We start from the raw sequence: 26,620 nt of genomic DNA on the forward strand, positions 1-26,620 counted from the left end.
ACTATCGCGCGAAAACATCTCCGGCATACCTGCCACCAGTCATCTCCTCCGGGTATTCCGTGGGCCGCCATGCCTCGCACCAGGACATCAAACGGGAGAAATCGCCCGCGTCATTGCTTCGGTCACAGCACCGACGCGGGCGGATAGCGTCTCCCGGCACGCTTCGGCTGATAGCAGATGGTGCTGCGATGGAAGGCTTCGTCGGCATTCGCGGGATGCCAGCCGGGGATACCGGACAGCGGAAGCGGGCGCAGTTCCAGCGGGTCGTGCAGCAGCGCGCCGGTGGCGATCAGCCCGGCGCAGTGCATGTCGGCGTGCCGGATGTCCGCGTCGCCGGTGGACAGGAACGTCACGGCTTTCCCTACCAGCAGCTTGTCCGGATTCAACGCAAGTTCCAGCAGTGCATGCCCGAACAGCTCGCAGCGGATCGAGCCATCCAGCCACGCCTGCCGATGCTGCCAGAACAAGGCGTACCAGTCGTGAGCGTCCCACAAGCGCAGCAGTGCCGGATCGCGCACGACCACGATGACGCCGCCTTCGTCGAAGTGGGTCATCGCGTATTGGGCGCGCGAGCGCTGCTTTGGCCCCATGCGCACGATCTCGGCCATCTGGCGCAGATTCAATGCCTGCTTCAGCGCCGGATATCGCAGCCACACCAGCGCGTTGAGCAGGTCGTGCCAGTTGTCCTTGCGGGTGGCGATCCGGCCGTGCTCGGCGATGCGCTGCTCGTAATGCAGGCCATCGGCGAGCAGATCAGCATCCTGTGCCGCGAAGCGAGTAGACGTCGTGGCCGGCCACAACGCGTTGAGCGCTTCGATCGTGGGCCACGCCTGCCCTTGCAACAGACCGGCATGGTCCCGCCATGCCGCCAGCGGCAGCCGGTCGAACACCTGCGGGTCGACCGTGCCACGGGCCGGCGCGACATAGCGCACGGTCTTACACGATCTTGAGCTTGGGATGGGCCAGTCGCGCGTGCAGGTCGTGTTCGCTGGCCGCTTCGATCACCACGTCGACGAACTGACCGGGCTTCAGCGCGTGGCCGTCCGCGATCAGCACGTTGCCATCGATCTCGGGTGCGTCGGCAGCCGAACGCGCAACCGCGCCATCGGCATTCGCCTCATCAACCAGTACGGTCATCGTGCTGCCGATCTTGCGCTGCAGTTTCGCCGCGGAGATTTCCGCCTGCACTTCCATGAAGCGTTCGAGGCGATCTTCCTTAAGCTCCTCGGAAACCGCACCGGGCAGTTCGTTGGCCTTGGCGCCGTCCACCGGCGAGTAGGCGAACGCGCCCACGCGATCGAGTTCGGCTTCGCGCAGGAAGTCGAGCAGTTCCTCGAATTCGGCGTCGGTCTCGCCAGGGAAGCCGACGATGAAGGTGCTGCGGATGGTGAGGTTCGGAACCTGCTTGCGCCAGTTGCGGATGCGCTCCAGCGTCTTGTCGATGTTGCCGGGGCGTTTCATCAGTTTCAGGATGCGCGGGCTGGCGTGCTGGAACGGGATGTCCAGGTACGGCAGGATCTTGCCGGCGGCCATCAGCGGCATCAGTTCGTCCACGTGCGGGTACGGGTAGACGTAGTGCAGGCGCACCCACACGCCCAGCTCCGACAAGCCTTCGCACAGTTCGGTCATGCGCGTGCGGTACGACTTGCCGTGCCATTCGTGCTCGGCGTATTTCACGTCGACACCGTAGGCGCTGGTGTCCTGCGAGATCACCAGCAGTTCCTTCACACCGCCCTTGACCAGCTTTTCGGCCTCGACCAGCACCTCGTCGACCGGGCGCGAGACCAGGTTGCCGCGCATCGACGGGATGATGCAGAAACTGCAGCGGTGATTGCAGCCTTCGGAAATCTTCAGGTAGGCGTAGTGCTTCGGGGTGAGCTTGACGCCCGTGTCCGGCACGATGTCCAGGAACTTGTTGCGCTTCGGCGGCAGCACGTCGTGTACCGCGTGCATCACGCTGGCGTAATCCTGCGGCCCACTGATCGACAGCACGTCGGGATAGGCTTCGCGAATCAGGTCCGCGCGCTTGCCCAGGCAACCGGTGACGATCACCTTGCCGTTCTCGTTGAGTGCGGTGCCGATCGAATCCAGCGACTCCTGCACCGCTGCGTCGATGAAACCGCAGGTGTTCACCACCACCGCGTCGGCCTCGTTGTAGCTCGGCACGATCTGGTAGCCCTCGACCTTGAGCTGGGTGAGGATGCGCTCGGAATCCACCAGAGCCTTGGGGCAGCCAAGGCTGACGAAACCGATCTTCTGCGAAGCCTGGGACATGGGCGGGCTTTACCGTGAAAACGAGTGGGAACAGGCAATTATACGGAATCGACGTCTGCGGGGCCGGCTCCATCGCCGAAACCCGATGATTTCACGGGCAATCGCCTGCGCCATTCGCCGTGCCCCACTGCCCGGGAGCCCATCGTCTGGCCTGAAAAAAATCGACCTTCGGTCCATTTCTGCCGCCCACGCTCCTAGAATCACCCTACCCCCACAGGAGCATCGCCATGGGCCAGCACATCAACATTCCGACCTCTCGCACCCGGTGCATCGGCGGTTATCTGGCGCAAGCCGAGGGCCAGCCGAAAGGCGGCGTGGTGCTGATCCAGGAAATCTACGGCGTCACCCAACATATCCGCGACGTGGCCGATCGCCTTGCCGCCGCCGGCTATACGACGATCGCGCCGGCCTTCTTCGATCATCTGGAAGCGTGGCTGGAACTGGACTATGACGAAGTCGGCACGGCGCGCGGCAAGGGCCTGGTAGCCGAGCTGGGGCTGGATCACCCATTGGAGGACGTGGCCAGTGCGGCCGAAGCCATCGCCTCGTCCGGCAAGATCGGCACGGTGGGCTTTTGCTGGGGCGGCACGGTGGCGTTGCTGGCCGCGATGAAACTCGGCCTGCCGTCGGTGAGCTATTACGGCGCCCGCAACCTGTCGCTGCTGGGCAAGAATCCGAAGGCGCCCGTGATGTTCCACTTCGGCGAGAACGACCAGTCGATTCCACCTGAGGCCGTGGCCAAACATCGCGAACTGCTGCCCGAGTCGGCGGAAATCTTCACCTATCCCGGTGCCGGCCACGCCTTCAACCGCAATGTGCCGGGCGACAAGCACTATCACGAGGCCAGTGCCAAGCTGGCCTGGGAGCGCACGCTGGGTTTCCTCGACAAGCACCTGGCCAACGCATGAGCGAGACCGCCTTCACCCTCGACCCGCGCCTGCAGGGCGACACCCGTCCGGTGATCTCGCTGCCCTTGTGCAACGTATTGTTGATGAACGACGCGCGCTTTCCATGGCTGATCCTGGTGCCGCGCCAGGCTGGCAAGTCGGAAATTGCCGATCTGTCCGAAGCGGACCAGGCCCGCTTGTGGCAGGAAGTGAACAAGGCCGGTGCGGCACTGCGTGCCACGGCCCGATGCGACAAGCTCAACATCGGTGCATTGGGCAATATCGTGCGGCAGTTGCATGTGCATGTCGTCGCCCGATGCGATGGCGATGCGGCATGGCCCGGGCCGGTGTGGGGCAGCGGGCACGCGCTGCCTTATGACGACGCCGAGCGCCGTGGCCGCATCGAAAACCTGCGTGCCGCGCTGACGGCCACGCACTGAATCACGCCACTGCACATGAAAAACGCCTGCATGAACCATGCAGGCGTTTGCTTGTTCCGCCCGGTTGACGCCGGGCCGTCAGCCCAGGCGCCAGAACCGGGTCATGGCCTCAATAGCCGCCGCGCTGGCCGGCCTGCTCCACGCTGTCGCAACCTGCCGCGCTCTTGCACTTCTGGCCATCATCCTGCTTCACCGGCGCATGGTATTCCTGCAGCGCGCGCGCCTTGGTCTCGACCGGATTGATCTTCTTCAGCGTACCGCCGTCGTCGTAGTACACGGCAAAGCCGTAGTCGAGCACCATGCGGGCCATGTACTGCAGGTGCTGCTTGCGAATCTTCGAGTCATCACTGCGCACCAGCAACACGGTCTTCGGCAGTTTGCCGATGTCCTTCTCGTAGGCGAAATGGCTGCCCAGGTCGATCGAGGAGAGCACCGCGCCATCCAGCATGAACTGGCCGCTCTTGTAGGCCTCCACGGTGACATCGAACTTCTTTTCGACCTTCGCCATGTCGGCCGGGCTCTTGGTGCTGCCACGATGGCAACCGGCCAGAACCAGCAGGCTGCCCAACATCAGCGCAGCGGTGGCGCGGCTCAGCAGCGTGGAAAAACGGGTCATGCGGGTCTCCTGCATCTAGCGATGGCCCGACGGAGTGTAGCGCCGGGCCAGTGGGGTGGCGGACGTCACGGCGACGCCTGCCAACAATCGTTCAGGTACGCGGCAGGGTGACGCCCTGCTGGCCCTGGTATTTGCCGGCGCGATCCTTGTAACTGGTTTCGCACGGCTCGTCGGATTCGAAGAACAGCATCTGCGCCACGCCTTCGTTGGCGTAGATCTTGGCCGGCAGCGGCGTGGTGTTGGAGAACTCCAGCGTCACGTGGCCTTCCCACTCCGGCTCCAGCGGGGTCACATTGACGATGATGCCGCAGCGCGCATAGGTGCTTTTGCCCAGGCACACCACCAGCACGTCGCGCGGGATGCGAAAATACTCCACCGTACGCGCCAGCGCGAACGAGTTGGGCGGGATGATGCACACGTCCGACTCCACGTCCACGAAGCTGTTCGGATCGAACGCCTTCGGGTCGACAATGGTGGAGTTGATGTTGGTGAAAATCTTGAATTCGCGCGCACAGCGCACGTCGTAACCATAGCTGGACGTGCCCCAGGACACGGCACGACTGCCGTCATCGCGACGCTTCATCTGGCCCGGCTCGAACGGCTCGATCATGCCGCGGCCCTCGGCCATGCGGCGAATCCACTTGTCGGACTTGATGCTCACGCGGACTCCGGTCGGTAGCGGTGCGCCGGACAGGCCGGCCGCAAAGCAGCAAAAATACATGGTCGGGGCATCCCCACGCCAGCCGAGGAGCCACGCTCGCCCGCAGGAGCCCGCTCACGGCGATGCTTTTTCGATTTCCGCAAGATAGTGCATCGCCCGCGAGCGGGTTCCTACCGTTCGGGCGGAATGCCGGCCAGGACATCCAGCGCGGCCTGCAATTCCGCGCAGCGGTCCGTGCTGGCCAATACCTGATCTGCCGTGCAGCCGGCCCCGGGCAACGCCACGGGCACGGGTGCCGGGGCCAGCAAGCAGGCGGACATGGTGCGCAGAATCTCGGCCAGCGCCTCCTGCGCGTGCGTCGAGCCGCGCGCCGACGTGTTCAGCAGCAGCACCGGCTTGCCGGGAAACTCCAGGCTGCCGACCAGCCAGTCCAGCAGGTTCTTGAAGGCGCCGGGCACGCCGTGCGCGTATTCGGGGCAGGCGACCAGCAGCGCATCGGCCCGGCCCACCACCTCGCGCAGTACCAACACGGCGGTTGGCAACGGGTCGCGTTCGTCGTCGGGGTTGAACAGCGGCAACGCGGCAAGGCCGTCGTACGGCAACAGTTCCAGCGATGGCGGCGCCAACTGCCGCGCCGCCTCCAGTGCCGCGCGATTGGACGAAACCCGACGCAGACTGCCGCACAGGCACAGCACGCGCCGGGTCGCCGTCGTCATCCGGCTGGAGTGCCCTGCACCACGATCTTGCCCAGCCCCAGCGACTTGTTGCGTGGCTGGCGCGACAGGCGTCCCGCGGTATTGCGGGCGATATTCCGATAGCGCGCGGCCAGCTCGGAATCCGGCATCGCCACCACGGTCGGGGTACCGCCATCGGCCTGCTCGCGGATGCGGATGTCCAGCGGCAGCGAGCCCAGATAGGCCACGCCGTATTGCTCGGCCATGCGCAGACCACCGCCCTCGCCGAAGATGTGTTCCTCGTGGCCGCAGTTCGAACAGATGTGGGTGGCCATGTTTTCCACGATGCCGAGCACCGGGACTTCGACCTTCTCGAACATCTTCAGCGCCTTGCGCGCGTCCAGCAGGGCGATGTCCTGCGGCGTGGTGACGATCACCGCACCGGCCACCGGCACCTTCTGCGACAGCGTGAGCTGGATGTCGCCGGTGCCTGGCGGCAGGTCGATCACCAGGTAATCGAGCATGTCCCAGCGCGAGTCGGTCAGCAGTTGCATCATGGCCTGGGTGACCATCGGGCCGCGCCAGATCATCGGTGTTTCCTCGTCGACCAGGAAGCCGATCGACATCGCCTGCAGCCCATGTGCCTGCATCGGCGTGATGCTCTTGCCGTCGGGCGATTCCGGCTTGCCGCTGATGCCGAGCATGCGCGGCTGGCTGGGTCCGTAGATGTCCGCATCGAGCACGCCGACCCTGGCGCCTTCGGCCTGCAGAGCCAGCGCCAGATTGACCGCTACCGTGGACTTGCCCACGCCGCCCTTGCCCGAGGCCACCGCGATGATGTTCTTCACGTTCGGCAACGGCCCCAGCGTGCCCTGCACCTTGTGTACGTGGACGCGGCTGGTGATCGACACCACAGCCGACTCGATCGCCGGATCGGCTTCCAGCGCCTGCTTCGCTTGCGCGGCAAGCGCGTCGACCGCGCCCGCGGCGGGATAGCCCAGCAGCAGGTCGACCGAGACCTTCGCGCCGTCCACGCCCACCGCACGCACGGATTCGGCCAGCGGGGCGCCAGTGTGTGGATCGGCCAGCCCTTCCAGCACGCGGCGAACCCGCGCTTCGTCTACCTGCGTCATCGTGCTTGCAAACCTTGAACCATGGGGAATCCGCGCATTATGCCAGCCCGCCCCACCACCCCGTCCTGATGCAGGTCAGCCGGCCAAATGACTCGATGGCGCATTGCAGCTTGACGGCCTCGCAAGGTCCCGGCAGGCTCGAACCATACGCTTTCGTACGGGAGGAGGACCCCCACCATGAAGCCGATGTTCCGATTCGCGATCGCTACCAGCCTGTTGCTTGCCGCCGGCAGCGCCTTTGCCGCCAGCGACACCCCGGTCGGCACCTGGAAACAGGTGGACGACGTTTCCGGAAAAGTCACCTCGATCCTGCAGATCACCGACAACCAGGGCCAGCTCGAGGCCAAGGTACTCAAGGTGCTGAACATGACGCCCGAGCAGATCGCGCGCGACGGCGAACACCCCCGCTGCACCAAGTGCGACGGTGACCGCCACAACCAGCCCATCGAAGGCATGACCATCATGTGGGGTGTCAGCAAGGATGGCGACGTGTGGGACGGCGGCCACATCCTCGACCCCAAGAGCGGCAAGACCTACAAGGTGAAGCTGACCCTTGAGGACGGCGGCCAGAAGCTCGACGTGCACGGTTACATCGGCTTCTCGCTGTTCGGCCGCAGCCAGACCTGGACCCGCCAGGACTGATCCGAAAGCTTTGCATGCACGATGCCCGGGTTGGTTCCAGCCCGGGCATCGTCGTTTCGGGAATGACATGTCCGGTTGACAGCGGCAGCGCCAGCCCCGGCGAAACCCGGCTCAGGCGCGCACCACGCCCGCGCGATGCACGCTGGCGCCCTTCGCCACGAAGGCTGCACGCACGGCGCGGCCCGCATCATGCTCCACCACCAGGTGCTGTACATCGGTCATGCTGACAATCTGATGGGTGGCCTGGGTGCCCAGCTTGTCGTCGGTAGCCACCACCACGGTTTCGCCGCTGGCCTCGACCATCGCCCGCTTGAACAGCGATTCCTCGCTGTCGAATCCCCACAAGCCGGTTTCCGCCTCGATCGCACACGCGCCCGGAAAGCACAGGTCGGCACGGATGCGTTGCAGCTCGCGCAAGGTCTGTCCGCCGACCGCGCCACCGACGTGCGGATGGATGCGACCACCCAGCAGCAGGATCTCGAAACCCTCGCGGTCGTACAGCGCCAGTGCGATGTCCGGCGCATTGGTGACCACGGTCAGCCGCATCCGCTCGGGCAGCGCGGCGGCAATCGCGGCATTGGTGGAACCGGCATCGATCAGCAGCACCTGGCCCTCGCGCACCAGTTCCACCGCCTTGCGCGCCAGCGCCAGCTTGCGGCCGGCATGTTCGGCATGCCGCTGTTTCAACGGCGCCAACGGCGCCAGCAATGGCAACGCGCCGCCATAGACACGCTTGCACAGCCCCTTGGCGGCCAGTTCGCGCAAGTCACGGCGGATCGAATCCTCCGATGCGCCGAACTCCGCCGCCAGCTCGGCCGCCAGCACGCGCCCATGGCTGCGCAAGCGCTGCAGGATGCGTTGCTGGCGCTCCTGCGGCAACATCTCGATGCCGGGTGCAGGCCTAGCCATCGGCGGAATCCAGCATGCCGGCGCGGCACAGTTCTTCGCGCAAGGTGGCGGCATCGCGAAACTGCAGCGCATGCATGCCCAGCCGCGCCGCCGCCTCGACGTTGCGCGGCGCGTCGTCGATGTAGATCGTGCGCCTGGCATCAAGTTCGAAACGCTGCAACATGCGCCGGAAAATGACCGGGTCGGGTTTGATCAGCCGCTCCTCGCCCGACACCATGATGTCGATGAAGGCCTCCATGAACGTGAAGCGCTGGCGTGCCATCGGAAACGTTTCCTGCGACCAGTTGGTCAGCGCGTAGAGCGGCACGCCGCGCTCGCGCAATTCGTCGAGGATCGCCACGCTCGGCGCGATCGGACCGCTCAGCATGTCGTACCAGCGTTCGCGGTAGGCCGCGATCAATGCGGCATGTTGCGGATAGGCGGTACTGAGCTCGGCGATCGCCTCGGCCCACGAACGACCCTCGTCCTGCCGCTCGTTCCAGCGCGATGTACAGACGTCGGCCAGGAAGCGCTCCATCGCCGCTTCGTCGTCGAACAACTGGCGATATAGGTAGCGCGGATTCCAGTCGACCAGCACGCCGCCGAGATCGAACACCACGGTATCGAAACGCGTCGCATTCATGACTTCACCACCCGGGCCGAGGCTGCGGTCAGCAGCAACATGGCGCCCACCGCCGCCAGTGCCAACGGCAGGCTGCTGACATGCGCCACGAAGCCGACCAGCGCCGGGCCGCAAAGCAAACCGGCGTAGCCCAACGTCGTCACGGTAGCGATGGCGATGCCGGGAGAAGTCCCTGGCAGCCGTCCGGCGGCGCCGAACATCACCGGCACGATATTCGCCGCGCCCAGCCCCACCAGCACGAAACCCGCCAGCGACGCCCATGGCCACGCCAGCAGCGTGGCCATCAGGAAGCCCGCCGCCGCGGCACACGCACCGAAGCGCACGGTAAGGACCGGGCCAAAGCGCGCCACGGCACGATCGCCACTGAGGCGACCCAGCGCCATCGCCACCGAGAACATCGCATAGCCGATGCCGGCCGAGGCCTCGGAAAAACCACGCGAATCACGCAGCAGCACCGCACTCCAGTCCAGCATCGAGCCCTCGGCAAGGAAGCTGATGAAGCACAGAAAACCGAGCAGGAATACCGCGCCGCGCGGCATGCTGAAAGCCGGCCGGTGCGCCGCGCCGGCCACCTCGTCGAGCAGGCTGGACCATTGCGTCAGCACCACCGCAAGCAGCAACAGGGAAACGATCGTGGCGGCCATCGTCATCGAGGCGCCCAGCGCCAGCAACAGGCTCATGCCCGCTGCACCGCCCAGCCCGCCGATACTGAACAAGCCGTGGAACCCGGACATCAGCGGGCGCGCCGCGCGGCGCTCCACCTCTACCGCGTGCGCGTTCATCGCCACGTCCACCGCGCCCAGCGCCGCACCGAAATAAAGCAGCGCCAGCGCCAACGCCAGCGCATGCGGCGCCAGCGTCAGCAACGGCAACGCCACACAGGTCAGCAAGCCGCCGACCACGATCACCTTGCGACTGCCGAAATGGTGGGTAAGAAAGCCCACCAGCGGCATCGAGACCATCGAACCGCCGCCGAAGGCCAGCAACACCAGGCCCAGCGTGGCGTCATCCAGCCCCAGTCGAGTCTTGACGTAAGGCACCATCGGCGCCCACGCCGACACGCCGATGCCCGCGGCAAGAAATATCAGGCGCGTGGCACGTATCGCCGGCGCGAGGCGTCGCCCCTCTCCCACCGCCATCGCAACGTTGCTTGAAGGCACGGCCGACTCCACGGAATCACCGCGATAAAATGTATACAAACGTGCAAAAACATGCAACAGATCCACCCGCTCAGGCACCGTGTCCGGCGTGAACCCGATCCCGTCGTCCTGGCGACGCAGCCCCCGAATTCCTGCCTGCCCGGCGAAGCCGATGGACGGCCATGTCATAATGCGCAGTCATCATTGAAGACCGCGAACCATGAGCCGCTTACTCGTTACCAACGCCCTGCCCTATGCCAATGGCCCGCTGCACATGGGTCATCTGCTGGGCTACATCCAGGCCGACATCTGGGTGCGCGCGCAACGAATGAGCGGTCACGAGGTGGTCTACGTCTGCGCCGACGACGCGCACGGTACGCCGATCATGCTCGCCGCCGAAAAAGCCGGCATGACGCCCGAGGCTTTTATCGCCGGCATCCGCGAAGGCCACGAGGCCGACTTCGCCGCCTTCGGCGTGGCGTTCGACCACTACCACACCACCCACTCGGACGAGAACCGCGAGCTGGCGACGCTGATCTACACGCGTCTGCGCGATGGTGCCCAGCGCGGCAGCGCGGAAAACCAAAGTTATATCGCCAAACGCAGCATCCAGCAGTTGTTCGATCCGGAAAAACAGATGTTCCTGCCGGACCGCTACATCAAGGGCACCTGCCCGAAGTGCGGCACCGCGGACCAGTACGGCGACAACTGCGAGAACTGCGGCGCCACCTATGCGCCCACCGACCTGATCAACCCGTATTCGGTGGTGTCCGGCGCCACGCCTGTGCTGCGCGACTCGGAGCACTACTTCTTCGAGCTGGGCAAATTCGAATCGCTGCTGCGCGACTGGTTCGGCGGCAAGCTCACTGGCGGCAAGCCGGTGGCCAACAGCGGCGTGGTGGCAAAGCTGGCCGAATGGCTGGACGGCGGCCTGAAGGACTGGGACATCTCGCGCGACGCGCCCTACTTCGGCTTCCCCATCCCCGACGCGCCGGGCAAGTTCTTCTACGTCTGGCTGGACGCGCCGGTCGGCTACCTGGCCAGCTTCAAGGCGCTGTGCGACAAGACCGGTCTGAACTTCGACGATTTCCTGGGCGCCGACAGCACGGCCGAGCTGCACCACTTCATCGGCAAGGACATCATCAACTTCCACGGTCTGTTCTGGCCGGCGATGTTGCACGGCGCGCAGTTCCGCACGCCCACAGCCTTGCACGTCAACGGCTACCTGACGGTGAACGGCGCAAAGATGTCCAAGTCGCGCGGCACCTTCATCCAGGCGCGCACCTATCTCGACGCCGGCATCCATCCGGAATTCCTGCGCTACTACTTCGCCACCATGCTCAACGATGCGCCGGTGGATGTGGACCTTGATCTGAAGGCCTTCGAGGAACGCGTCAACTCGCACCTGATCGGCAAGTGGGTGAACATCGCCAGCCGCACGGCCGGCTTCGTGCAGAAATTCTTCGACGGCAAGCTGGCCGACCATTTCGAGGCCGAAGAGGCTGCGTTGTGGCAGCAGTTGCTCACGAATTACGACGGCATCGAGCAGCTGTATGCCGAGGGTGAATTTGCCGAAACCACGCGTCGCTTCGTCGCCATCGCCGACCTGGTCAACGGCTACATCGCCGCCAAGGCCCCGTGGCTGATGGCCAAGGACGAAGCGCGCCGCACCGAATTGCAGCAAGTCTGCACGCTGGCGCTGCACGGCTTCCGTCTGCTTGCCGGCCTGCTCAAGCCAGTGCTGCCCGCTACCGTCGCCGCCGCCGAACACTTCCTGGCCGCACCGATCGCCGATTTCGCCGATGCCCGCCGCGAACTGTTCGGCCATGCCGTCAACGCGTTCGAGCCACTGCTCGGTCGCATCGATCCCAAGCGCATCGAGGCGATGGTCGAAGCCTCGAAAGAATCGCTCGGCGCGCCCGCTGCCGCACCCGCACCTGCCAAGAAGAAAGCCATGAACGACACCGCCAAGCCCGCCACTGTCACCGCACCGGCCGACGCACCTGCCACCATCGGCATCGACGACTTCGCCAAGCTCGATCTGCGCATCGGCAAGGTCAGCGTCTGCGAATTCGTGGAAGGCTCGGACAAGCTGCTGCGCTTCGAGCTGGATGCCGGTGCACTGGGCACGCGCCAGATCTTCTCCGGCATCCGTGCCGCCTACGAGGAACCTGCGAAGCTGGTGGGCCGCAACGTGGTGTTCATTGCCAACCTGGCCCCGCGCAAGATGCGCTTCGGTCTGTCCGAAGGCATGATCCTGTCCGCCGGCACCGGTGGCAGCGACCTGTTCCTGCTCGACGCCGACCAGGGTGCAACGCCGGGCGCCACCGTTCGCTGAATATCCGTGTCCGCGGCACCAAGGAGGCTGCAGTGAAAATCTGGAAGATTGCGTTCGTGCTGATTGCGTCGGCATCGATCTCGACACTCGCATGGCCGGGCGGCGCCCATGCCACCCCTCTTCCGCAAACCAAGGCACCATCCGCCGATCCGGCCATGGCGCTGGTACAACGCCTCGACACCGCGCACAACCTGGAACGACTGGCCAACCGGGTGGCCGGCAGCACGGTGACGTTCGCCGGATTGGCAAGATCGCACGGAACCGACAACGCGCGGCAGATCGTTGCCGAAGAAATTACCAAGGCACGCCCCGGCTATCAGGCGCAATGGGACCACAATCTGGCCGAGATCTACGCCAGATATTTCAGCACGGAAGAACTTCGCTCGCTGTTGGCCCAAGGCCCGCGCTCACCCTACACATCCAAGCTTGTCTCCACACATGAGGCGATTGCCCTGGATATGCGCAAGGCGTCCAGCGGAATCCTGCAGCAGCTCGTCACCGAGTCACTGACCAATGCAGCCCGGCGCTAGGCGCCGACTGTTCCCATGACGACACTGGCCGACCGCATCGATGCCATCCTGCCGCAGACGCAGTGCGAGCAGTGCGGTTACCACGGCTGCCGGCCGTATGCGGAAGCGATCGCGCTGGGCGAAGCCGAGATCAACCAATGCCCGCCAGGCGGCGCCGACGGCATCGAGAAACTGGCTGCGTTGCTGGATCGCCCCGCGCTGCCGCTGAATTCCGAACACGGCGTGGAAAAACCGCGCATGCTGGCACGCATCATCGAGGCGGATTGCATCGGCTGCACCAAATGCATCCAGGCCTGCCCGGTCGACGCCATCGTCGGCGCGGCCAAGTTGATGCATACCGTGATCGTCGACGACTGCACCGGCTGCGAATTGTGCGTCCCGGCCTGCCCGGTGGACTGCATCGTGCTGGAGCCGATGCCGATGGAACAGCTCGACCAGGCGCATGCCGATGCGGCGCGCGAACATTTCCGGAAACGCGAAGCGCGGCTGGCGCGCGAAGCAGCCAAACGCGAAGCGGAACTGGCCGCGCGCAAGGCGGCGGTGGATGTTGCCGCAGCCAGCAATCCGGTGCTGGCCGCGCTGGCGCGCGCCCGGGCAAAACAACAGGGTAAAGACCAGTGACCGCAAATTGCCGCACCACTCCCGCCACGTCATGCCAGCGGACGCTGGCATCCAGTGCCTTGGCACCCTGGACATCCGAAAGCCACTGGGTTCCAGCTTTCGCTGGAACGACGGGGCACTTTCCGCAGCATGCACCATACCCATGAAGCGCGCCGACGTGGTCGAACTGTTCACCCGCCTGCGCGAGCTGAACCCGCATCCCACCACCGAACTGGAATACGACACGCCGTTCGAGCTGCTGGTGGCGGTGGTGCTGTCCGCGCAGGCCACCGACGTGGGCGTGAACAAGGCCACGCGCAAGCTCTATCCACTGGCGAACACGCCGCAGGCGATCCTCGCGCTGGGCGAGGACGGGCTGAAGAAGTACATCAACACCATCGGCCTGTTCAACGCCAAGGCGAAGAACGTGATCGCGCTGTGCCAAATCCTGGTCGAGCAGCATGAAGGTGAAGTGCCACGCACGCGCGAGGCGCTGGAAGCGCTGCCCGGCGTGGGCCGCAAGACTGCCAACGTGGTGCTTAACACGGCGTTCGGCGAACCCACCATGGCGGTGGACACGCACATCTTCCGCGTCAGCAACCGTACCGGCTTGGCACCGGGCAAGGACGTGCGCGTGGTCGAGGACAAACTGGTCAAGGTGATACCGGCGGAATTCCGGCAAGACGCGCATCACTGGCTGATTCTGCACGGGCGCTACGTGTGCAAGGCGCGCAAGCCGGACTGCCCGCATTGCGTGATCCGCGACCTCTGCCGCTACAAGGACAAGACCGTCACCTGAGTGGCATCAGGCCTTGCTTCCTCTCCCCTCCGGGGAGAGGACTGAGGTGAGGGGCGGGTGCTCGCGATAAGGCCACAAATGCAAGCTGTTCCGTTGAGGCATGCTGCGAGGTTGCCCCTCACCCCGGCCCTCTCCCCGAAGGAGAGAGGGAGAAGAGCTGACCACCCAAAAAAGCAAACGGCGGGCTGATGCCCGCCGTTTTCCGTCCCTGGGTCGAACTCCCTTCGATAAATCGCATGCCCATGCTGCCATGGGTATGTGACGGTTCGGGGGAACCCGTGTGTCAGAACGCGACCTGCCCGTACACGCCGATCTCGTTGGTCTTCAGGTTCTGCACATGCGGCGGCACCGGGGCAGATACCTGGGTGTCGCCCGACTCGTGCTTCCACACCGCTGCCAGCTGGAAGCCCTTGGTTACCGCGAACTGCAGGCCCAGGTTGTAATACTTGTCTTCGTTCTGCGACGCCAGCGTCTTGCTCGGCTTGATCTTGTCGTAACGACCAAACAGCGTCATGTAATCGTTCAGCGCCACGCTGCCCCACACCGAGTAACCATCAGCCTTGTCGGACTGCGGCAGCATGACGTTGTTCCAGTTCTTTGCGGTGAAGTATTCCGCACCCACCCGGAACGCTTTGCTCTTGTAGGCCACCATCAGGTCGCCACGCTGGGCGGTGTGGTCAACGCTGGTGTTCTCCAGCTTCTTGCCGCGATCGCCGGTGTAACCACCCAGCGCCACGACCATGCCCTCGATCGGCGAGAAGCCGACGCGGCCTTCGAAATCCACGCCCTTGCTGCGGCTCGGGTTCTTGTAGCCATTGCCGTTCACCGCGGACACGGCATAGTTGAACATGCCGTTCGAGCCCACGCTGCCGAACATGTGCAAGCCCCAATCCGCAGAGTTCGCGTAATGATTGCGATCGGTCACGGTCGGTTCCACGTAGCGGAAGCCGTAGTAATCCTCGACGAACGGAATCCACGGCATGTCGGCCGAACCTATGCGCAGGATCGCCGCCTTGTCGAACGTGCCCTGCACGTAAGCCTTCTTCACGAACAGGTTGGTTTCGCCATCATTGCTGACGTAGTTGAAGTCGGTCGTCAGGTTGGCCGACCAGATGTCGTCGAACTTGTGCGTCACGCTCAGGTAGAAGCGCTTCACATCCAGGCCGATACCGCTGTTGTTGGTCTTGCCGGTGTCGCTGTTCTTCTGGTTGATGTTGGAGAAATCGAAGTACATCTTGCCGCCGACCGTGGTGTTGTCGACCAGCTTGTCCAGGCGATCCAGGCGCTTGCTCAGTTCGGCATCCGGCGCCGGCGCGGCCGCAATCGTCTGCTGTTGCGCCTGCACCTGCTGCACCGCCTGCGCGGTCTGTTGTTGGGTCTGGGCCTGGTTGGCGGACTGCGACTGCAGCTCATCCACCTTCTGCTGCAAGGCCATGATCTCGGCCTTCATCTGTTGCAACTCGCTGGTGCTGGCCGAAGACCGCGCGGTCGACTTGTGATGACGGACCTGGGCCGGCGCGGCGGTGGCCGCAAAGCTGCTCACGCCCAGGCTGACGGCAATCGCCGCCACGAGAATCTTAGAACGCATGGAAATCTCCACTGATGGTAGGAATCACGTCGACCGCCCCCTAATCGATCTTGCTGGCCGGCCATGTCAGGAACGGCAAGCAGGATGTCGTGTCTGGATGACTATTCGATTCAAATCACGTTACGAAATGAAGACAGCCGTCATATCCGTGCCCGGCTCACGCCGCCGACTGGCTGATATGCTTGGCCCATGGACGTACACAACAACAGCATGGCCAACCGCATGGTCGAGCGGTTCCGCGGCTTCCTGCCCGTGGTGGTGGACGTGGAAACCGGCGGTTTCGATGCCGAGCATGACGCGTTGCTGGAAATCGCGGCGGTCACGCTCGACATGGACCCGGACGGCTTCCTGCATCCGCAGCCGGCGATATCGGCACATGTCGAGCCCTTCCCCGGCGCCAACCTCGACCCGCGCGCGCTGGAAGTCACCGGCATCGATCCGTACAACCCGTTGCGCGGCGCCATGAACGAACGCATGGCCATGGAACGCATTTTCCAGGCGGTGCGCCAGGTGATGCGCGAATACGGCTGCCAGCGCGCGATCCTGGTCGGCCACAACGCCGCCTTCGACCTCGGCTTCGTCAACGCCGCGGTGCGCCGCATCGCGCACAAGCGCAATCCGTTCCACCCCTTCAGCTGCTTCGATACCGCCACGCTGGGCGGCCTCGCCTATGGCCAGACCGTGTTGAGCAAGGCGGCGCAAGCCGCGGGCCTGGAATTCGACACACGCGAAGCCCATTCGGCGGTGTACGACGCCGAACGCACCGCCGAGCTGTTCTGCGGCATCGTCAACCGCTGGCGCCAGCTGGAAACACGCGAGCACGCCGCAACGCCCTGAAATTCGTGCGGATCTCCGTGCGGATCAATGACAGTTCTGCGCGACTGTCATCGTAATGAAACACTCGTCTCACATCCTTGCAATGCACGACGCTTGAAATAGCGGTACCGGGCACACCGCCCGTCGTCCCTTCCAAGGAGCCAACGTGTCGAAATCAATCCGCTTCACCCCGCGCATGGGCCTGATCGCCGTTGTTGTCGCCATGGCGCTGGGCGGAACCGCCCAGGCTACCGACATCACCGGCGCCGGATCGAGCTTTGTGTATCCGGTCATTTCCAAGTGGTCGGCCAGCTACGCCGAAAAGACCGGCAACCACGTCAACTACCAGTCCATTGGTTCCGGTGGCGGCATTGCGCAGATCAAGGCCGGCACGGTCGATTTCGGCGCTTCCGACATGCCGCTTGACGAGGCCACCCTGGACAAGTTCGGCCTGGGCCAGTTTCCCGACGTGATCGGCGGCATCGTGCCGGCGTTCAACGTCTCCGGCGTCGCCGCCGGCAAGATGGTGCTGGACGGCCCCACCCTGGCGCGCATCTACCTGGGCGAGATCACCAAGTGGAACGATCCGGCCATCGCCGCGCTCAACAAGGGCCTGAAGCTGCCCGACGCGAAGATCACCGTGGTGCATCGTTCGGATGGTTCGGGTACCACCTTCAACTTCAGCGATTACCTGTCCAAGGTCAGCGCCACCTGGAAGTCCAAGGTCGGTGAAGGCACGGCCGTGAAGTGGCCGGTGGGCATCGGCGGCAAGGGCAACGAGGGCGTGTCGGCTTACATCAAGCAGATCCCGAACTCGATCGGTTACGTGGAATACGCCTACGCGCTGCAGAACCATATCGGCTACGCGGTGATGAAGAACGCTGCCGGCAAGGTGGTGGAGCCCAAGACCGCCAGCTTCCAGGCCGCTGCCGCTACCGCGGACTGGGCGCACGCGAAGAACTTCAACCTGCTGATGACCAACGCCCCGGGCGCCGAGGCGTGGCCGATCACCGCCACCTCGTGGGTGATCATGTACAAGCAGCCGAAGAACGAGGCCAACTCCAAGGTTGCCCTCGACTTCTTCAAGTGGGCCTACGCCAATGGCCAGCCGCAGGCCAAGGCTCTGGACTACGTCCCGCTGCCCGCGCCGCTGGTGAAGCAGATCGAAGGTTACTGGAAGGCCGAGTTCAAGCTTTGAACATGGCATGAGTAACCGTTCGCGCTGAGCGCAGCTTGCACAGCAAGCGGAGTCGAGGCGACACCTCTTCGACTTCGGTCCCATCCTTGTTCCAAGGACGCGACCTGCGCTCAGGGTGAACGGAATTCGCTGGCACAACCTTCACTCGACATGCAGGCAAATCCCATCGACACCCGCCAACCATCCACCGAACACCGCAGCCGCGCCGACACGCGCCATGACGCGCTGTTCCGCCGCCTGCTGAAAGGTTGCGCGCTACTGGTCCTGGCTGCCCTGCTGGGTGCCGCGCTCTCCACGCTGTGGGGTGGGCGCGAGGTTCTGTTCGGGCAGGGTCTGCACTTTCTCACCAGTTCCGCATGGGATCCGGTCAATGACGACTACGGCGCATGGGCGCCGGTGTTCGGCACCTTGGTTACATCCCTGATCGCCCTGATTCTCGCGGTGCCGACCAGTTTCGGCATCGCCCTGTTTCTCACCGAGATCGCGCCAGCCTGGCTGCGCAGCCCGGTGGCCACCGCCATCGAATTGCTGGCCAGCATCCCGTCGATCATCTACGGCATGTGGGGCCTGTTCGTGTTCGTGCCGTTCATGTCGCGGATCGAGCCGACCCTGAGCGACACGCTCGGCCGCATCCCGCTGATCGGCAAACTGTTCCAGGGCCCGCCGCTGGGCCTGGGCCTGCTGACCGCCGGCATCGTGCTGGCGGTGATGATCCTGCCCTTCATCTGCTCGGTGATGCGCGAAGTGTTCCGCACCGTGCCGACACGCCTGAAGGAATCGTCCTATGCGCTGGGCTCGACCACCTGGGAAGTGGTGTGGGACATCGTGCTGCCGTACACGCGCTCGGCGGTGATCGGCGGCATCTTCCTCGGCCTTGGCCGCGCGCTGGGCGAGACCATGGCGGTGACTTTCGTGCTGGGCAACTCGTACGACATCACCTCGTCGCTGCTGATGCCGGGCACCACGATTTCGTCGGCCATTGCCAATGAATTCAACGAGGCCGTGGGCGTGCATCGCTCGGCGCTGATCGCACTGGGCTTCCTGCTGTTCGTGGTGACCTTCGTGGTGCTGCTGATTGCCCGCCTGATGCTGCGCCAACTGGCCCGCAAGGAGGGTCGCTGATGGCCTCCTCGATCCATACCCGTCGACGCATCATCAACGTCGTGGCCATGCTCCTCAGTGGCTGTGCCACCGCATTGGGGCTGATCTTCCTCGCGTGGATCCTGTGGGTGACGCTGAAGAACGGCATCGGCGCGCTCAGCCCGCGCCTGTTCACCAAAATCACCGCCTATGCCGATGAGGGCGGTCTCTCCAACGCCATCGTCGGCAGCCTGATGATGGACGTGATCGCCCTGCTGATCTGCACACCGATCGGCGTGCTGGCTGGCACCTATCTGGCCGAGTACGCCAACCGCTCGAAGCTGGGCGCCACCATCCGCTTCCTCAACGACATCCTGCTGTCGGCCCCCTCCATCGTGCTCGGCCTGTTCGTGTACGTGATCATCGTGGTACCGATGTCGAACTTCACCCACGGCGCGGTATCGTTCTCCGGTATTGCCGGGGCGGTGGCACTGGCCTTGATCGGCCTGCCGGTGATCGTGCGCACCACCGACGAAATGCTGCAACTGGTCCCCGGCACGCTGCGCGAGGCAGCCCTGTCGCTGGGCATCCCGCAATGGAAGGTGACCGTGCAGGTGCTGATGCGGGCCGCCACGTCCGGCATCGTCACCGGCGTACTGCTGGCACTGGCACGACTGGCCGGCGAAACCGCGCCACTGTTGTTCACCGCCTTCGGCAACAACTTCATGGCGGTGAACCCGCTGGACAAGATGGAAAGCCTGCCGGTAGCCATCTACCAGTACACCAACGATCCCAGCCCGTCACTGCACGCCATTGCCTGGGCCGGCGCATTGCTGATCACGCTGTTCGTGCTCGCATTGAGCCTGTTGACCCGCCTGCTGTTTGCACGCAAGAAAGGTTCCCCATGAACGAACACGCAGCCAACGATGCCATCGGCATGACCGCCACGGCCGCTGCTCCCGCCCGTACCAAGATCGAGGTGCGCGGACTGGATTTTTTCTACAACGGCTCGCGCGCCCTGCACGGCGTCAGCATGGGCATCCCGGAGAAGCAGGTCACTGCCATCATCGGTCCGTCCGGTTGCGGCAAATCCACCCTGCTGCGCGTGTTCAACCGCATCTACGCGATTTACCCGAAGCTGAATGCCACCGGTGAAGTAATGCTGGATGGCGAGAACATCCTTGATCCCGCGTACTCGATGAATCGCCTGCGCAGCAAGGTCGGCATGGTGTTCCAGAAGCCGGTGCCGTTCCCGATGACCATCTTCGAGAACGTCGCCTACGGCATCCGCCACCACGAGAAGCTGGGCAAGGCCGACATGGAGGTTCGCGTGGAGCAGGCGCTGCGCAGCGCCGCGCTGTGGGACGAGGTGAAGGACAAGCTGAAGCGCGATGCGCTCGGCCTCTCCGGCGGTCAGCAGCAGCGCCTGTGCATCGCGCGCGGCATCGCGCTTCGCCCCGAGGTGCTGCTGCTCGACGAACCCACTTCCGCGCTGGACCCGATCGCCACCGGCCGCATCGAACAGCTGGTGGAAGAGCTCAAGCACGACTACACCATCGTCATCGTCACCCACAACATGCAGCAGGCCGCACGCGTCTCCGACCGCACCGCCTTCATGTACATGGGCGAACTGATCGAATTCGACGCCACCGAAAAAATCTTCACCAAGCCGGCGAAAAAGCAGACCGAGGACTACATCACCGGTCGCTTCGGCTGAACAAAACGGCTCCCTCTCCCCTCTGGGGAGAGGGTTGGGGTGAGGGGGCGGGCGCCCTCGACGCATCGTTCCGCCCTCCCCTCTTCCTCCGAAAGTGAGGAAAAACCACGAGGCACACCATGAGCACCAGCAAAGACCACATCATCAAGAGCTACGACGACGAACTGGAACGCCTTACAGGCGAACTGGTGCGCATGGGCGAACTGTCCGTGCGTCAGCTCGAGGCTGCCATCGACGTGGTCGAACGCCGCGACGAACGCGCCGCCCGCCGTGTGGTGGACAACGACGACGCCATCGACCAGCTTGAGCAGGAAATCAGTCACGACGTGGTGCGTTTGCTGGCCTTGCGTGCACCCATGGCTGGCGACCTGCGCAACGTGTTCGCCGCGCTGCGCATCGCCGCCGACATCGAGCGCATCGGCGACTACGCAGCCAACGTGGCCAAGCGCGCGATCCCGTTGTCGATGCTGGCCCCGGTGGCGCCCGCCAATGGCCTGGCCACCCTTGCCGCACTGGCCGTGGACGAAGTCCGCGAAGTGTTGCGCGCCTACCGCAACCGCGATGCCGAGCACGCCCGCCAGGTGTGGGAGAGCGATGCGCGGCTGGACGAAGCCTGGACCGGCTACTTCCGCCAACTGCTCACCTACATGATGGAAGATCCGCGCAACATCACGCCGTGCACGCATCTGCTGTTCATGGCCAAGAACATCGAGCGCATCGGCGACCACGCCACCAACATCGCCGAAAACGTGTGGTTCCAGGTCACCGGCGAACAGTTGGACAAGCAACGCAACAAGCGTGACCTCACCTCCGAGCCGCAGCCCCCGATACCGGGCAAACCGCGCACGTAAGAAGTCACCTTCTCCCAGCCTCACCCTGCATGCAGGGTGAGGTGCAAAACCGGTATCGATGCACGTTTTGCTCCCCTCTTTGCTGCGCAAGAGAGGGCCGGGGAGCGGTGCTTTTCAAGACGCCCCGCCCACCAGTTTCAACCCGACCACGCCCAGCAGGATCAGTCCCACGCAGGCCAGCCGCAACGGCGTAGCGGGGTCGCCAAACAGCACGATCCCCAGGATCACCGCGCCGATAGCACCGATGCCGGTCCAAACCGCATACGCCGTGCCGATCGGCAGCGTCTTTGCAGCCAACGCCAGCAACACCACGCTGACGGCCATCGCCGCCACCGTCGCCACGCCGGGCCAAAGCCGGGAAAAGCCCTCGCTGTATTTCAGGCCGATGGCCCAACCGATTTCGAACAGGCCGGCGAGCACCAGGTAAAGCCATGCCATGACGAAGCTCCTTCGCATCGCGCGCAGGGCCGTCCCCACGAAACGGGAAAAGTGGCGGGTCGTCCCGCCACTCGAAGCACATGGCACGCATGAGCCTGCCGCATGTGACTACGGCAGCCGCTCGCGCTCCATGCGACGCACCTGCACACTGCGCGCGACGCCGAAGATGCCGATAAGCAGCCACGCCACCTGCATCAGAAAGGCCGACCAGTTGAAGCCGCCGAACAGCAGCGACAGCATCACCCCCACCGCGCCGAAGATGTTCATCAGCTGGTACGTCAGTCCGTTGCCATGCAACTTGTGGGCTTGCATCAGAAGGAATGCCAGCAACACCAGCAGCACGCCGATGTAACCGGCCCAGTCGTACCAGAAGAAAGTCATCGCACCGCACTCCGCTGACGCAAGGCCTCGAACAACACGACACCCGTCGCGACGGAAACATTGAGGCTTTCCATCGCACCCGGCATGGGAATCTTTGCCACGAAATCGCAGGTCTCGCGGGTCAACCGGCGCATGCCCTCGCCTTCGCTGCCCAGCACCAGCGCCACCGGTCCCTTCAGGTCGACACCATAGAGCGACTGCTCGGTGTCGCCGGCCAGACCGGTGATCCACACACCGGCCTCCTTCAGCTCGCGCAACGTTCGTGCGAGGTTGGTCACCGCGACCAACGGCACGCGATCCGCGCCACCAGCCGAGGCCCGACGCACCACCGGGGTCAGTCCCACCGCGCGGTCCTTCGGCACGATCACCGCGGTGACCTTGGCCGCCGCGGCACTGCGCAGGCAGGCGCCCAGGTTGTGTGGATCGGTGACGCCATCGAGCACCAGAATCAGGGTAGCGCTGCCATCGCGTTCGAGCAGCGCCGCAAGATCATTCTCGTGCCCCATCGGCGGCGCCTCGTACAACGCCGCCACACCCTGGTGCCGTGCGGCACCGGCCAGCTTTTCCAGTTGCTCGCGCGGACGATGATGCACCGGGATGTTCAGCGCCTTGGCCTGTTCGGCCAGCTCGTGCACGCGCGGATTGCGCTGGCCGTTCTCGACCAGCACTTCGCGCACACGCGTCGCGTCGTTGCTCAGCGCACCTTCGACCGGGTTGATCCCGACGATCCAGCTTTCACTCATGACTTGCCTTTGGGTTTGTTCGGTTTGCGCCCACTGCGTTTCTTCGCAGCGGGTGCGGCGGTTGACGCGGGCGCACGCTTGGCGGAACCGCTCTTGCGCGGTGCGGTGCGGCCGGCGTTGCCTTTCGCGTCCGCGCCTCGTGCCGGCCGTTCGCTGCCACGCGAGGATGCGCGCGGCGGATTATCACCCGATGCAGCCTTGCGTGGGGCCGGCACGGTCACGCTGGTCTCGGCGTCATCCTTGCGACCGAAGGCACGACCGATCGCCTTGGCCGCGCGGCCGAACATGCCCGCCCCCTTTCCAGCCGCCGCAGGCTTCTTCGGCAACGAGTAACGCTCGCCGGCCGCCGCGTAGTCGTAGGCTTTGCCGCCGCTCGCCGGCGGCTTGGCATGCGAGCGCGGCGCCACCAGCCGGAAATCGATCTTGCGATCCTCCAGGCTGGCGCGCAGCACCTGCACGCGCACGTGGTCGCCCAGGCGGAACTGGGTGCCGGTACGCTCGCCCTTCAGCAAGTGTCGCTGCGGATCGAAGTGGTAGTAGTCGTTGCTCAACTGGCTGATGTGCACCAGGCCGGACACCCGCGATTCTTCCAGCTCCACGAACAGGCCGAACGAGGTGACGCCGGTGACCACGCCGTCGAACTCCTCGCCCACGTGCTTGGCCATCCAGGCGCACTTGAAGCGTTCGTCCACGTCGCGCTCGGCTTCCTCGGCGCGGCGCTCGCGCTGCGAGCAATGCACCGCCATCGCGGCCATTTCGGCCGGCGTGTACTGGTAACCGGACGGCTTGCCGCCGGTGATCGCATAGCGCAGCGCGCGATGCACCAACAGGTCTGGATAGCGGCGGATCGGCGAAGTGAAATGCGCGTACGCCGACAGCGCCAAACCGAAGTGGCCGCGGTTGTCTGGCTGGTAGGCGGCCATGCTTTGCGCACGCAACAGCACGCTCTGGATCAGCTCGCGCTCGGGACGATCCTGCACCATGCGCAGCACGTCGGAGAAATCGGCCGGCGTGACTTCGTCCACCGGCGGCATGCGCAACTTGAACTCGCGCAGGAACTGCTGCAGGTCTTCGTACTTTTCCGCCGGCGGCGGCTCATGCGCGCGGAACAGCGCGGGGATCTTCTTCTTTTCCAGGAACAGCGCCGCCTGCACGTTGGCGGCGATCATGCATTCCTCGATCAGCTTGTGCGCGTCATTGCGCTGGGTGGCGCCCATCGCCTCCACTTCACCGCGTTGATCAAGGCGGAACTTCACTTCCGGCGTCTCAAAATCGATCGCGCCCCGGCGCTTGCGCTGCGCCGCCATCGCCTTGTACAGCGCGTGCAGGTTTTCCAGCTGCGGCAGCACGTCGGCCACTTCGTGGCGCGCATCGGCATCGTTCAGGCCGACCACCTGCCACACCTTGTCGTAGGTCAGGCGTGCGTGCGAACGCATCACCGCGTCGTAGAACTTCGACTTGACCACCGCGCCTTCGGCATCGACCTGCATGTCGCAAACCATGCACAGCCGCTCCACCTTCGGGTTGAGCGAACAGATGCCGTTGGACAGTGTCTCGGGCAGCATCGGCACCACGAAACCGGGGAAATAGGTGGATGTGCTGCGTTCGAACGCTTCCTTGTCCAGCGCGCTGCCGACCGGCACGTAATGCGACACGTCGGCGATCGCCACGATCAGCCGCCAGCCACCGCCACGCTTCGGCTCGGCATACACCGCGTCGTCGAAGTCACGCGCATCGGCGCCGTCGATGGTCACCAGCGGCAGCTTGCGCAGATCCGTGCGGCCCTCGCGCTCGGCGGCGGTGACCTGCGATTCCACCTGCGCCGCGTCGCGCAGCACTTCCGCCGGCCACTCGTGCGGCAGGTCGTGGCTGGCAATCGCCATTTCCACCAGCAGCGACGGCTGCAACCGTTCACCCAGCACCGCGCGAATCGCACCGAGCGGACCACGATGCGGCGACGGCGGATCGGTGATTTCCACCACCACGATCTGGCCCGAACGTGCGCCCTGGGTCTGGTCGGGCGGAATCATCACGTCCTGGTGCAGGCGGCGATCGTCCGGCGTCACCAGGGTCACGCCGTTCTCGATCACCACGCGGCCGACCAGCCGCGGCGAGCGCCGCTGCAGCACTTCGACGATGGCGCCTTGCCGGCGACCGCGCCGGTCCACGCCGACCACGCTGGCCAGCACGCGATCGCCATGCAGCACCGTGCGCATCTGCTGCGGTGACAGGTAGAGGTCCTCGCCGCCCTCGTCGGGGCGCAGGAAACCGTAGCCCTCGGCATTCGCCAGCACCACGCCGGGAATCAGGTCGAGCTTCTGCGCCGGGGCATAGCCGCCACGCCGGCCCAGCAACAACTGGCCATCGCGCACCATCGCCGCCAGGCGCTTGTGCAACGCGCCCACGTCGTAGGCGTCGTGCAAGTCCAGCGCTTCGGCAATGCGCGCCTCGGACAGCAATTCGCCGCGTTCCTCAAGCAAGGCGAGGATCGCCTCGCGACTGGGAATCGGCCGCTCGTAACGCTGCGCCTCGCGATCGGCGTGCGGGTCGCGCGAGCCGGCGTTGCCGCCATGGCCCTTGCCACCTTTGCGCGCACGCGGCGTCGGCTTGGGCGACGACGCCTTCGGGGACGCGGCCCGGGATGTCTTGGCCTTGGCCACGGGGGTCTTGTCCGCGGGCGCCTGCGGCGCGCCGTCTCCGTTGCTGCCTTGCCTGGTTTTTCTGGTCACTTGATTACCTTGTAGGGGGCACCGCATGCAGTGTGACGCGATGTCCGGGAAAATTGTTTGAAGATTATGGTTGACAACCCCCGGGGAGGTGCCTACTCTACGCGGCTCACGCAGACCGGAAACGGGCGGCGTGAACCACTTGCCCAGGTGGCGGAATTGGTAGACGCACTAGCTTCAGGTGCTAGCGGGGGCAACTCCGTGGAGGTTCGAGTCCTCTTCTGGGCACCAATTGTAAACGAAGGCCGCCGCAAGGCGGCCTTCGTTTTTTCCGGCAGTTGGCCTGCACTCAGTTGCGACCGCGTGGCACGTCGAGCACTTGCCACCCATTCCGGGGCAAAACAGCCACCTCAGGCGACCGCCGGCCCCTTCAGTTCCACCATGTTGCCCTGCGGGTCGTACAGGTAGATCGACGGGCCCTCGCCGCGCGCGCCGTAACGCATGCCCAGCTCGCCGATGCGCACCGCGTGCGCTTTCAGGTGGGCAAGGATCGCCGCCTCGTCGTAATCCTCCACGCGCAGGCACAGGTGATCCATGTTGTGCCCTTCCCGGCCCGGTGCCGTACCGCCGGCGCGACCCAGCTTGCCGTCGATGCTGACCAGGTCGATCAGCGAGGCGCCGGCACGCAATTGCACCAGGCCGATCTCGTCCTGCCGTCGCTCTTCATGACAACCGAGCACATCGCAATAGAAACGCTGCATGGCCTCGATATCGATGGCGCGCAGGACCACGTGGTCGATTTCACCGATGCGGATCATTTCTTGGCACCTCGTGTCGGGGAATCCATCCGCACGAGCATAACGTGCCAGCGAATGATG

Annotated in this window: 28 protein-coding genes and 1 tRNA gene; 14 read left to right on the plus strand and 15 right to left on the minus strand. The window is 64.8% G+C overall.

Annotation, left to right across the window (positions count from 1 at the left end; genetic code table 11):
- Positions 1-122: 122 nt before the first annotated feature.
- Both BMY90_RS12505 and rimO read right to left on the minus strand, forming a co-directional pair.
- Positions 123-932: a DUF3025 domain-containing protein gene (locus tag BMY90_RS12505; RefSeq protein WP_092704386.1), complete on the minus strand. Its 810-nt coding sequence runs from the start codon at positions 930-932 to the stop codon at positions 123-125.
- Positions 933-936: 4 nt separating this feature from the next.
- Complete coding sequence (gene rimO, locus BMY90_RS12510; protein ID WP_092704388.1) at positions 937-2,274, minus strand: 30S ribosomal protein S12 methylthiotransferase RimO; 1,338 nt, start codon at positions 2,272-2,274, stop codon at positions 937-939.
- Positions 2,275-2,501: 227 nt separating this feature from the next.
- Here rimO and BMY90_RS12515 point away from each other — a divergent pair, with 227 nt between their 5' ends.
- Both BMY90_RS12515 and BMY90_RS12520 read left to right on the plus strand, forming a co-directional pair.
- Complete coding sequence (locus BMY90_RS12515; RefSeq protein WP_092704390.1) at positions 2,502-3,182, plus strand: dienelactone hydrolase family protein; 681 nt, start codon at positions 2,502-2,504, stop codon at positions 3,180-3,182.
- Positions 3,179-3,601, plus strand: a complete 423-nt coding sequence (locus BMY90_RS12520) for an HIT domain-containing protein (RefSeq protein ID WP_092704392.1) — start codon at positions 3,179-3,181, stop codon at positions 3,599-3,601. Before BMY90_RS12515 ends, BMY90_RS12520 begins: the two co-directional genes overlap by 4 nt.
- A 109-nt stretch (positions 3,602-3,710) precedes the next feature.
- Here BMY90_RS12520 and BMY90_RS12525 read toward each other — a convergent pair whose 3' ends face one another.
- The 4 genes from BMY90_RS12525 to apbC form a co-directional block, all read right to left on the minus strand.
- Complete coding sequence (locus BMY90_RS12525) at positions 3,711-4,217, minus strand: hypothetical protein (RefSeq protein WP_008212275.1); 507 nt, start codon at positions 4,215-4,217, stop codon at positions 3,711-3,713.
- 91 nt (positions 4,218-4,308) lie between these two features.
- Entirely contained in the window at positions 4,309-4,878 is a 570-nt protein-coding gene (dcd, locus tag BMY90_RS12530) for a dCTP deaminase (RefSeq protein ID WP_092704446.1), read from the minus strand.
- Positions 4,879-5,048: 170 nt separating this feature from the next.
- Entirely contained in the window at positions 5,049-5,594 is a 546-nt protein-coding gene (locus BMY90_RS12535; protein ID WP_092704394.1) for an NADPH-dependent FMN reductase, read from the minus strand.
- Positions 5,591-6,685, minus strand: a complete 1,095-nt coding sequence (gene apbC, locus BMY90_RS12540; RefSeq protein ID WP_092704396.1) for an iron-sulfur cluster carrier protein ApbC — start codon at positions 6,683-6,685, stop codon at positions 5,591-5,593. The genes BMY90_RS12535 and apbC overlap by 4 nt, the downstream gene beginning before the upstream one ends.
- 177 nt (positions 6,686-6,862) lie before the next feature.
- Here apbC and BMY90_RS12545 point away from each other — a divergent pair, with 177 nt between their 5' ends.
- Positions 6,863-7,327, plus strand: a complete 465-nt coding sequence (locus BMY90_RS12545) for a DUF2147 domain-containing protein (protein WP_008212281.1) — start codon at positions 6,863-6,865, stop codon at positions 7,325-7,327.
- A gap of 111 nt (positions 7,328-7,438) precedes the next feature.
- Here the strand turns inward: BMY90_RS12545 and BMY90_RS12550 are convergent, their stop codons facing one another.
- Genes BMY90_RS12550 through BMY90_RS12560 form a run of 3 tightly spaced genes read right to left on the minus strand, consistent with a single transcriptional unit; the run spans position 7,439 to position 9,997 of the window.
- Positions 7,439-8,236: a DeoR/GlpR family DNA-binding transcription regulator gene (locus BMY90_RS12550; protein ID WP_092704398.1), complete on the minus strand. Its 798-nt coding sequence runs from the start codon at positions 8,234-8,236 to the stop codon at positions 7,439-7,441.
- A complete protein-coding gene (locus tag BMY90_RS12555; protein WP_092704400.1) occupies positions 8,229-8,858 on the minus strand; it encodes an HAD family hydrolase in 630 nt (209 codons plus the stop codon). The genes BMY90_RS12550 and BMY90_RS12555 overlap by 8 nt, the downstream gene beginning before the upstream one ends.
- On the minus strand, positions 8,855-9,997 hold the full coding sequence (locus BMY90_RS12560) for an MFS transporter (protein ID WP_008212287.1): 1,143 nt from the start codon (positions 9,995-9,997) through the stop codon (positions 8,855-8,857). Before BMY90_RS12560 ends, BMY90_RS12555 begins: the two co-directional genes overlap by 4 nt.
- Before the next feature lie 220 nt (positions 9,998-10,217).
- On the opposite strand from BMY90_RS12560, the gene metG reads away from it, so the two are divergent.
- The 4 genes from metG to nth all read left to right on the plus strand — a co-directional run bounded on the left by metG (position 10,218) and on the right by nth (position 14,264).
- Entirely contained in the window at positions 10,218-12,335 is a 2,118-nt protein-coding gene (gene metG, locus BMY90_RS12565) for a methionine--tRNA ligase (protein ID WP_092704402.1), read from the plus strand.
- Between the two features lie 32 nt (positions 12,336-12,367).
- Positions 12,368-12,865, plus strand: a complete 498-nt coding sequence (locus tag BMY90_RS12570) for a hypothetical protein (protein ID WP_008212290.1) — start codon at positions 12,368-12,370, stop codon at positions 12,863-12,865.
- Positions 12,866-12,880: 15 nt separating this feature from the next.
- Positions 12,881-13,486 carry an electron transport complex subunit RsxB gene (gene rsxB, locus BMY90_RS12575; protein WP_092704404.1) on the plus strand — a complete coding sequence of 202 codons (606 nt, stop codon included), beginning with the start codon at positions 12,881-12,883 and terminating at the stop codon, positions 13,484-13,486.
- Positions 13,487-13,628: 142 nt separating this feature from the next.
- On the plus strand, positions 13,629-14,264 hold the full coding sequence (gene nth / locus BMY90_RS12580) for an endonuclease III (RefSeq protein WP_092704406.1): 636 nt from the start codon (positions 13,629-13,631) through the stop codon (positions 14,262-14,264).
- Positions 14,265-14,547: 283 nt separating this feature from the next.
- Here the strand turns inward: nth and BMY90_RS12585 are convergent, their stop codons facing one another.
- Positions 14,548-15,852, minus strand: coding sequence for a porin family protein (locus BMY90_RS12585; protein WP_092704408.1), 1,305 nt, complete (start codon positions 15,850-15,852; stop codon positions 14,548-14,550).
- A gap of 189 nt (positions 15,853-16,041) precedes the next feature.
- Between BMY90_RS12585 and rnt the strand changes: the two genes are divergently transcribed.
- The 6 genes from rnt (at position 16,042) to phoU (ending at position 21,514) form a co-directional block, all read left to right on the plus strand.
- Entirely contained in the window at positions 16,042-16,689 is a 648-nt protein-coding gene (rnt, locus tag BMY90_RS12590; RefSeq protein WP_092704410.1) for a ribonuclease T, read from the plus strand.
- Positions 16,690-16,864: 175 nt separating this feature from the next.
- The gene (gene pstS, locus BMY90_RS12595; RefSeq protein ID WP_092704412.1) at positions 16,865-17,866 is read left to right on the plus strand and encodes a phosphate ABC transporter substrate-binding protein PstS; all 1,002 of its coding nucleotides are present in this window, start codon (positions 16,865-16,867) and stop codon (positions 17,864-17,866) included.
- Between the two features lie 150 nt (positions 17,867-18,016).
- Positions 18,017-18,988 carry a phosphate ABC transporter permease subunit PstC gene (pstC, locus tag BMY90_RS12600; protein ID WP_092704414.1) on the plus strand — a complete coding sequence of 324 codons (972 nt, stop codon included), beginning with the start codon at positions 18,017-18,019 and terminating at the stop codon, positions 18,986-18,988.
- Positions 18,988-19,854 (plus strand): phosphate ABC transporter permease PstA, encoded by an 867-nt coding sequence (pstA, locus tag BMY90_RS12605; RefSeq protein WP_092704416.1) that lies wholly within the window; start codon positions 18,988-18,990, stop codon positions 19,852-19,854. Before pstC ends, pstA begins: the two co-directional genes overlap by 1 nt.
- Complete coding sequence (gene pstB, locus BMY90_RS12610; protein WP_092704418.1) at positions 19,851-20,663, plus strand: phosphate ABC transporter ATP-binding protein PstB; 813 nt, start codon at positions 19,851-19,853, stop codon at positions 20,661-20,663. The genes pstA and pstB overlap by 4 nt, the downstream gene beginning before the upstream one ends.
- Before the next feature lie 119 nt (positions 20,664-20,782).
- Complete coding sequence (phoU, locus tag BMY90_RS12615; RefSeq protein ID WP_008212302.1) at positions 20,783-21,514, plus strand: phosphate signaling complex protein PhoU; 732 nt, start codon at positions 20,783-20,785, stop codon at positions 21,512-21,514.
- A gap of 114 nt (positions 21,515-21,628) precedes the next feature.
- Here phoU and sugE read toward each other — a convergent pair whose 3' ends face one another.
- The 4 genes from sugE to rnr form a co-directional block, all read right to left on the minus strand.
- Positions 21,629-21,952 carry a quaternary ammonium compound efflux SMR transporter SugE gene (gene sugE / locus BMY90_RS12620; protein WP_008212303.1) on the minus strand — a complete coding sequence of 108 codons (324 nt, stop codon included), beginning with the start codon at positions 21,950-21,952 and terminating at the stop codon, positions 21,629-21,631.
- 108 nt (positions 21,953-22,060) lie between these two features.
- The gene (locus BMY90_RS12625; RefSeq protein WP_008212304.1) at positions 22,061-22,333 is read right to left on the minus strand and encodes a CBU_0592 family membrane protein; all 273 of its coding nucleotides are present in this window, start codon (positions 22,331-22,333) and stop codon (positions 22,061-22,063) included.
- The gene (gene rlmB, locus BMY90_RS12630) at positions 22,330-23,076 is read right to left on the minus strand and encodes a 23S rRNA (guanosine(2251)-2'-O)-methyltransferase RlmB (protein WP_008212305.1); all 747 of its coding nucleotides are present in this window, start codon (positions 23,074-23,076) and stop codon (positions 22,330-22,332) included. Before rlmB ends, BMY90_RS12625 begins: the two co-directional genes overlap by 4 nt.
- A complete protein-coding gene (gene rnr / locus BMY90_RS12635; RefSeq protein ID WP_425438663.1) occupies positions 23,073-25,832 on the minus strand; it encodes a ribonuclease R in 2,760 nt (919 codons plus the stop codon). Before rnr ends, rlmB begins: the two co-directional genes overlap by 4 nt.
- A gap of 114 nt (positions 25,833-25,946) precedes the next feature.
- On the opposite strand from rnr, the gene BMY90_RS12640 reads away from it, so the two are divergent.
- Positions 25,947-26,033, plus strand: a tRNA-Leu gene (locus BMY90_RS12640).
- A 119-nt stretch (positions 26,034-26,152) separates the two neighbouring features.
- On the opposite strand, the gene BMY90_RS12645 is transcribed toward BMY90_RS12640, so the two are convergent.
- Positions 26,153-26,560 (minus strand): VOC family protein, encoded by a 408-nt coding sequence (locus BMY90_RS12645; protein ID WP_092704420.1) that lies wholly within the window; start codon positions 26,558-26,560, stop codon positions 26,153-26,155.
- Between the last annotated feature and the right edge of the window lie 60 nt (positions 26,561-26,620).

Source organism: Rhodanobacter glycinis (genome assembly GCF_900114325.1).
Lineage (GTDB): Bacteria > Pseudomonadota > Gammaproteobacteria > Xanthomonadales > Rhodanobacteraceae > Rhodanobacter_A > Rhodanobacter_A glycinis.

Bases quoted from the DNA above. Each gene is read 5' to 3' on its own strand.
- BMY90_RS12515 (WP_092704390.1), top strand. From the start codon at position 2,502: ATGGGCCAGCACATCAACATTCCGACCTCTCGCACCCGGTGCATCGGC.
- BMY90_RS12585 (WP_092704408.1), bottom strand. From the start codon at position 15,852: ATGCGTTCTAAGATTCTCGTGGCGGCGATTGCCGTCAGCCTGGGCGTG.
- BMY90_RS12625 (WP_008212304.1), bottom strand. From the start codon at position 22,333: ATGACTTTCTTCTGGTACGACTGGGCCGGTTACATCGGCGTGCTGCTG.
- phoU (WP_008212302.1), top strand. From the start codon at position 20,783: ATGAGCACCAGCAAAGACCACATCATCAAGAGCTACGACGACGAACTG.
- rnt (WP_092704410.1), top strand. From the start codon at position 16,042: ATGGACGTACACAACAACAGCATGGCCAACCGCATGGTCGAGCGGTTC.
- BMY90_RS12555 (WP_092704400.1), bottom strand. From the start codon at position 8,858: ATGAATGCGACGCGTTTCGATACCGTGGTGTTCGATCTCGGCGGCGTG.
- BMY90_RS12535 (WP_092704394.1), bottom strand. From the start codon at position 5,594: ATGACGACGGCGACCCGGCGCGTGCTGTGCCTGTGCGGCAGTCTGCGT.
- rlmB (WP_008212305.1), bottom strand. From the start codon at position 23,076: ATGAGTGAAAGCTGGATCGTCGGGATCAACCCGGTCGAAGGTGCGCTG.
- BMY90_RS12645 (WP_092704420.1), bottom strand. From the start codon at position 26,560: ATGATCCGCATCGGTGAAATCGACCACGTGGTCCTGCGCGCCATCGAT.
- rimO (WP_092704388.1), bottom strand. From the start codon at position 2,274: ATGTCCCAGGCTTCGCAGAAGATCGGTTTCGTCAGCCTTGGCTGCCCC.
- apbC (WP_092704396.1), bottom strand. From the start codon at position 6,685: ATGACGCAGGTAGACGAAGCGCGGGTTCGCCGCGTGCTGGAAGGGCTG.
- metG (WP_092704402.1), top strand. From the start codon at position 10,218: ATGAGCCGCTTACTCGTTACCAACGCCCTGCCCTATGCCAATGGCCCG.
- sugE (WP_008212303.1), bottom strand. From the start codon at position 21,952: ATGGCATGGCTTTACCTGGTGCTCGCCGGCCTGTTCGAAATCGGTTGG.
- rnr (WP_425438663.1), bottom strand. From the start codon at position 25,832: ATGCGGTGCCCCCTACAAGGTAATCAAGTGACCAGAAAAACCAGGCAA.
- pstS (WP_092704412.1), top strand. From the start codon at position 16,865: ATGGGCCTGATCGCCGTTGTTGTCGCCATGGCGCTGGGCGGAACCGCC.
- nth (WP_092704406.1), top strand. From the start codon at position 13,629: ATGAAGCGCGCCGACGTGGTCGAACTGTTCACCCGCCTGCGCGAGCTG.
- pstB (WP_092704418.1), top strand. From the start codon at position 19,851: ATGAACGAACACGCAGCCAACGATGCCATCGGCATGACCGCCACGGCC.
- BMY90_RS12545 (WP_008212281.1), top strand. From the start codon at position 6,863: ATGAAGCCGATGTTCCGATTCGCGATCGCTACCAGCCTGTTGCTTGCC.
- BMY90_RS12560 (WP_008212287.1), bottom strand. From the start codon at position 9,997: ATGGCGGTGGGAGAGGGGCGACGCCTCGCGCCGGCGATACGTGCCACG.
- rsxB (WP_092704404.1), top strand. From the start codon at position 12,881: ATGACGACACTGGCCGACCGCATCGATGCCATCCTGCCGCAGACGCAG.
- pstA (WP_092704416.1), top strand. From the start codon at position 18,988: ATGGCCTCCTCGATCCATACCCGTCGACGCATCATCAACGTCGTGGCC.
- BMY90_RS12520 (WP_092704392.1), top strand. From the start codon at position 3,179: ATGAGCGAGACCGCCTTCACCCTCGACCCGCGCCTGCAGGGCGACACC.
- BMY90_RS12550 (WP_092704398.1), bottom strand. From the start codon at position 8,236: ATGGCTAGGCCTGCACCCGGCATCGAGATGTTGCCGCAGGAGCGCCAG.
- pstC (WP_092704414.1), top strand. From the start codon at position 18,017: ATGCAGGCAAATCCCATCGACACCCGCCAACCATCCACCGAACACCGC.
- BMY90_RS12525 (WP_008212275.1), bottom strand. From the start codon at position 4,217: ATGACCCGTTTTTCCACGCTGCTGAGCCGCGCCACCGCTGCGCTGATG.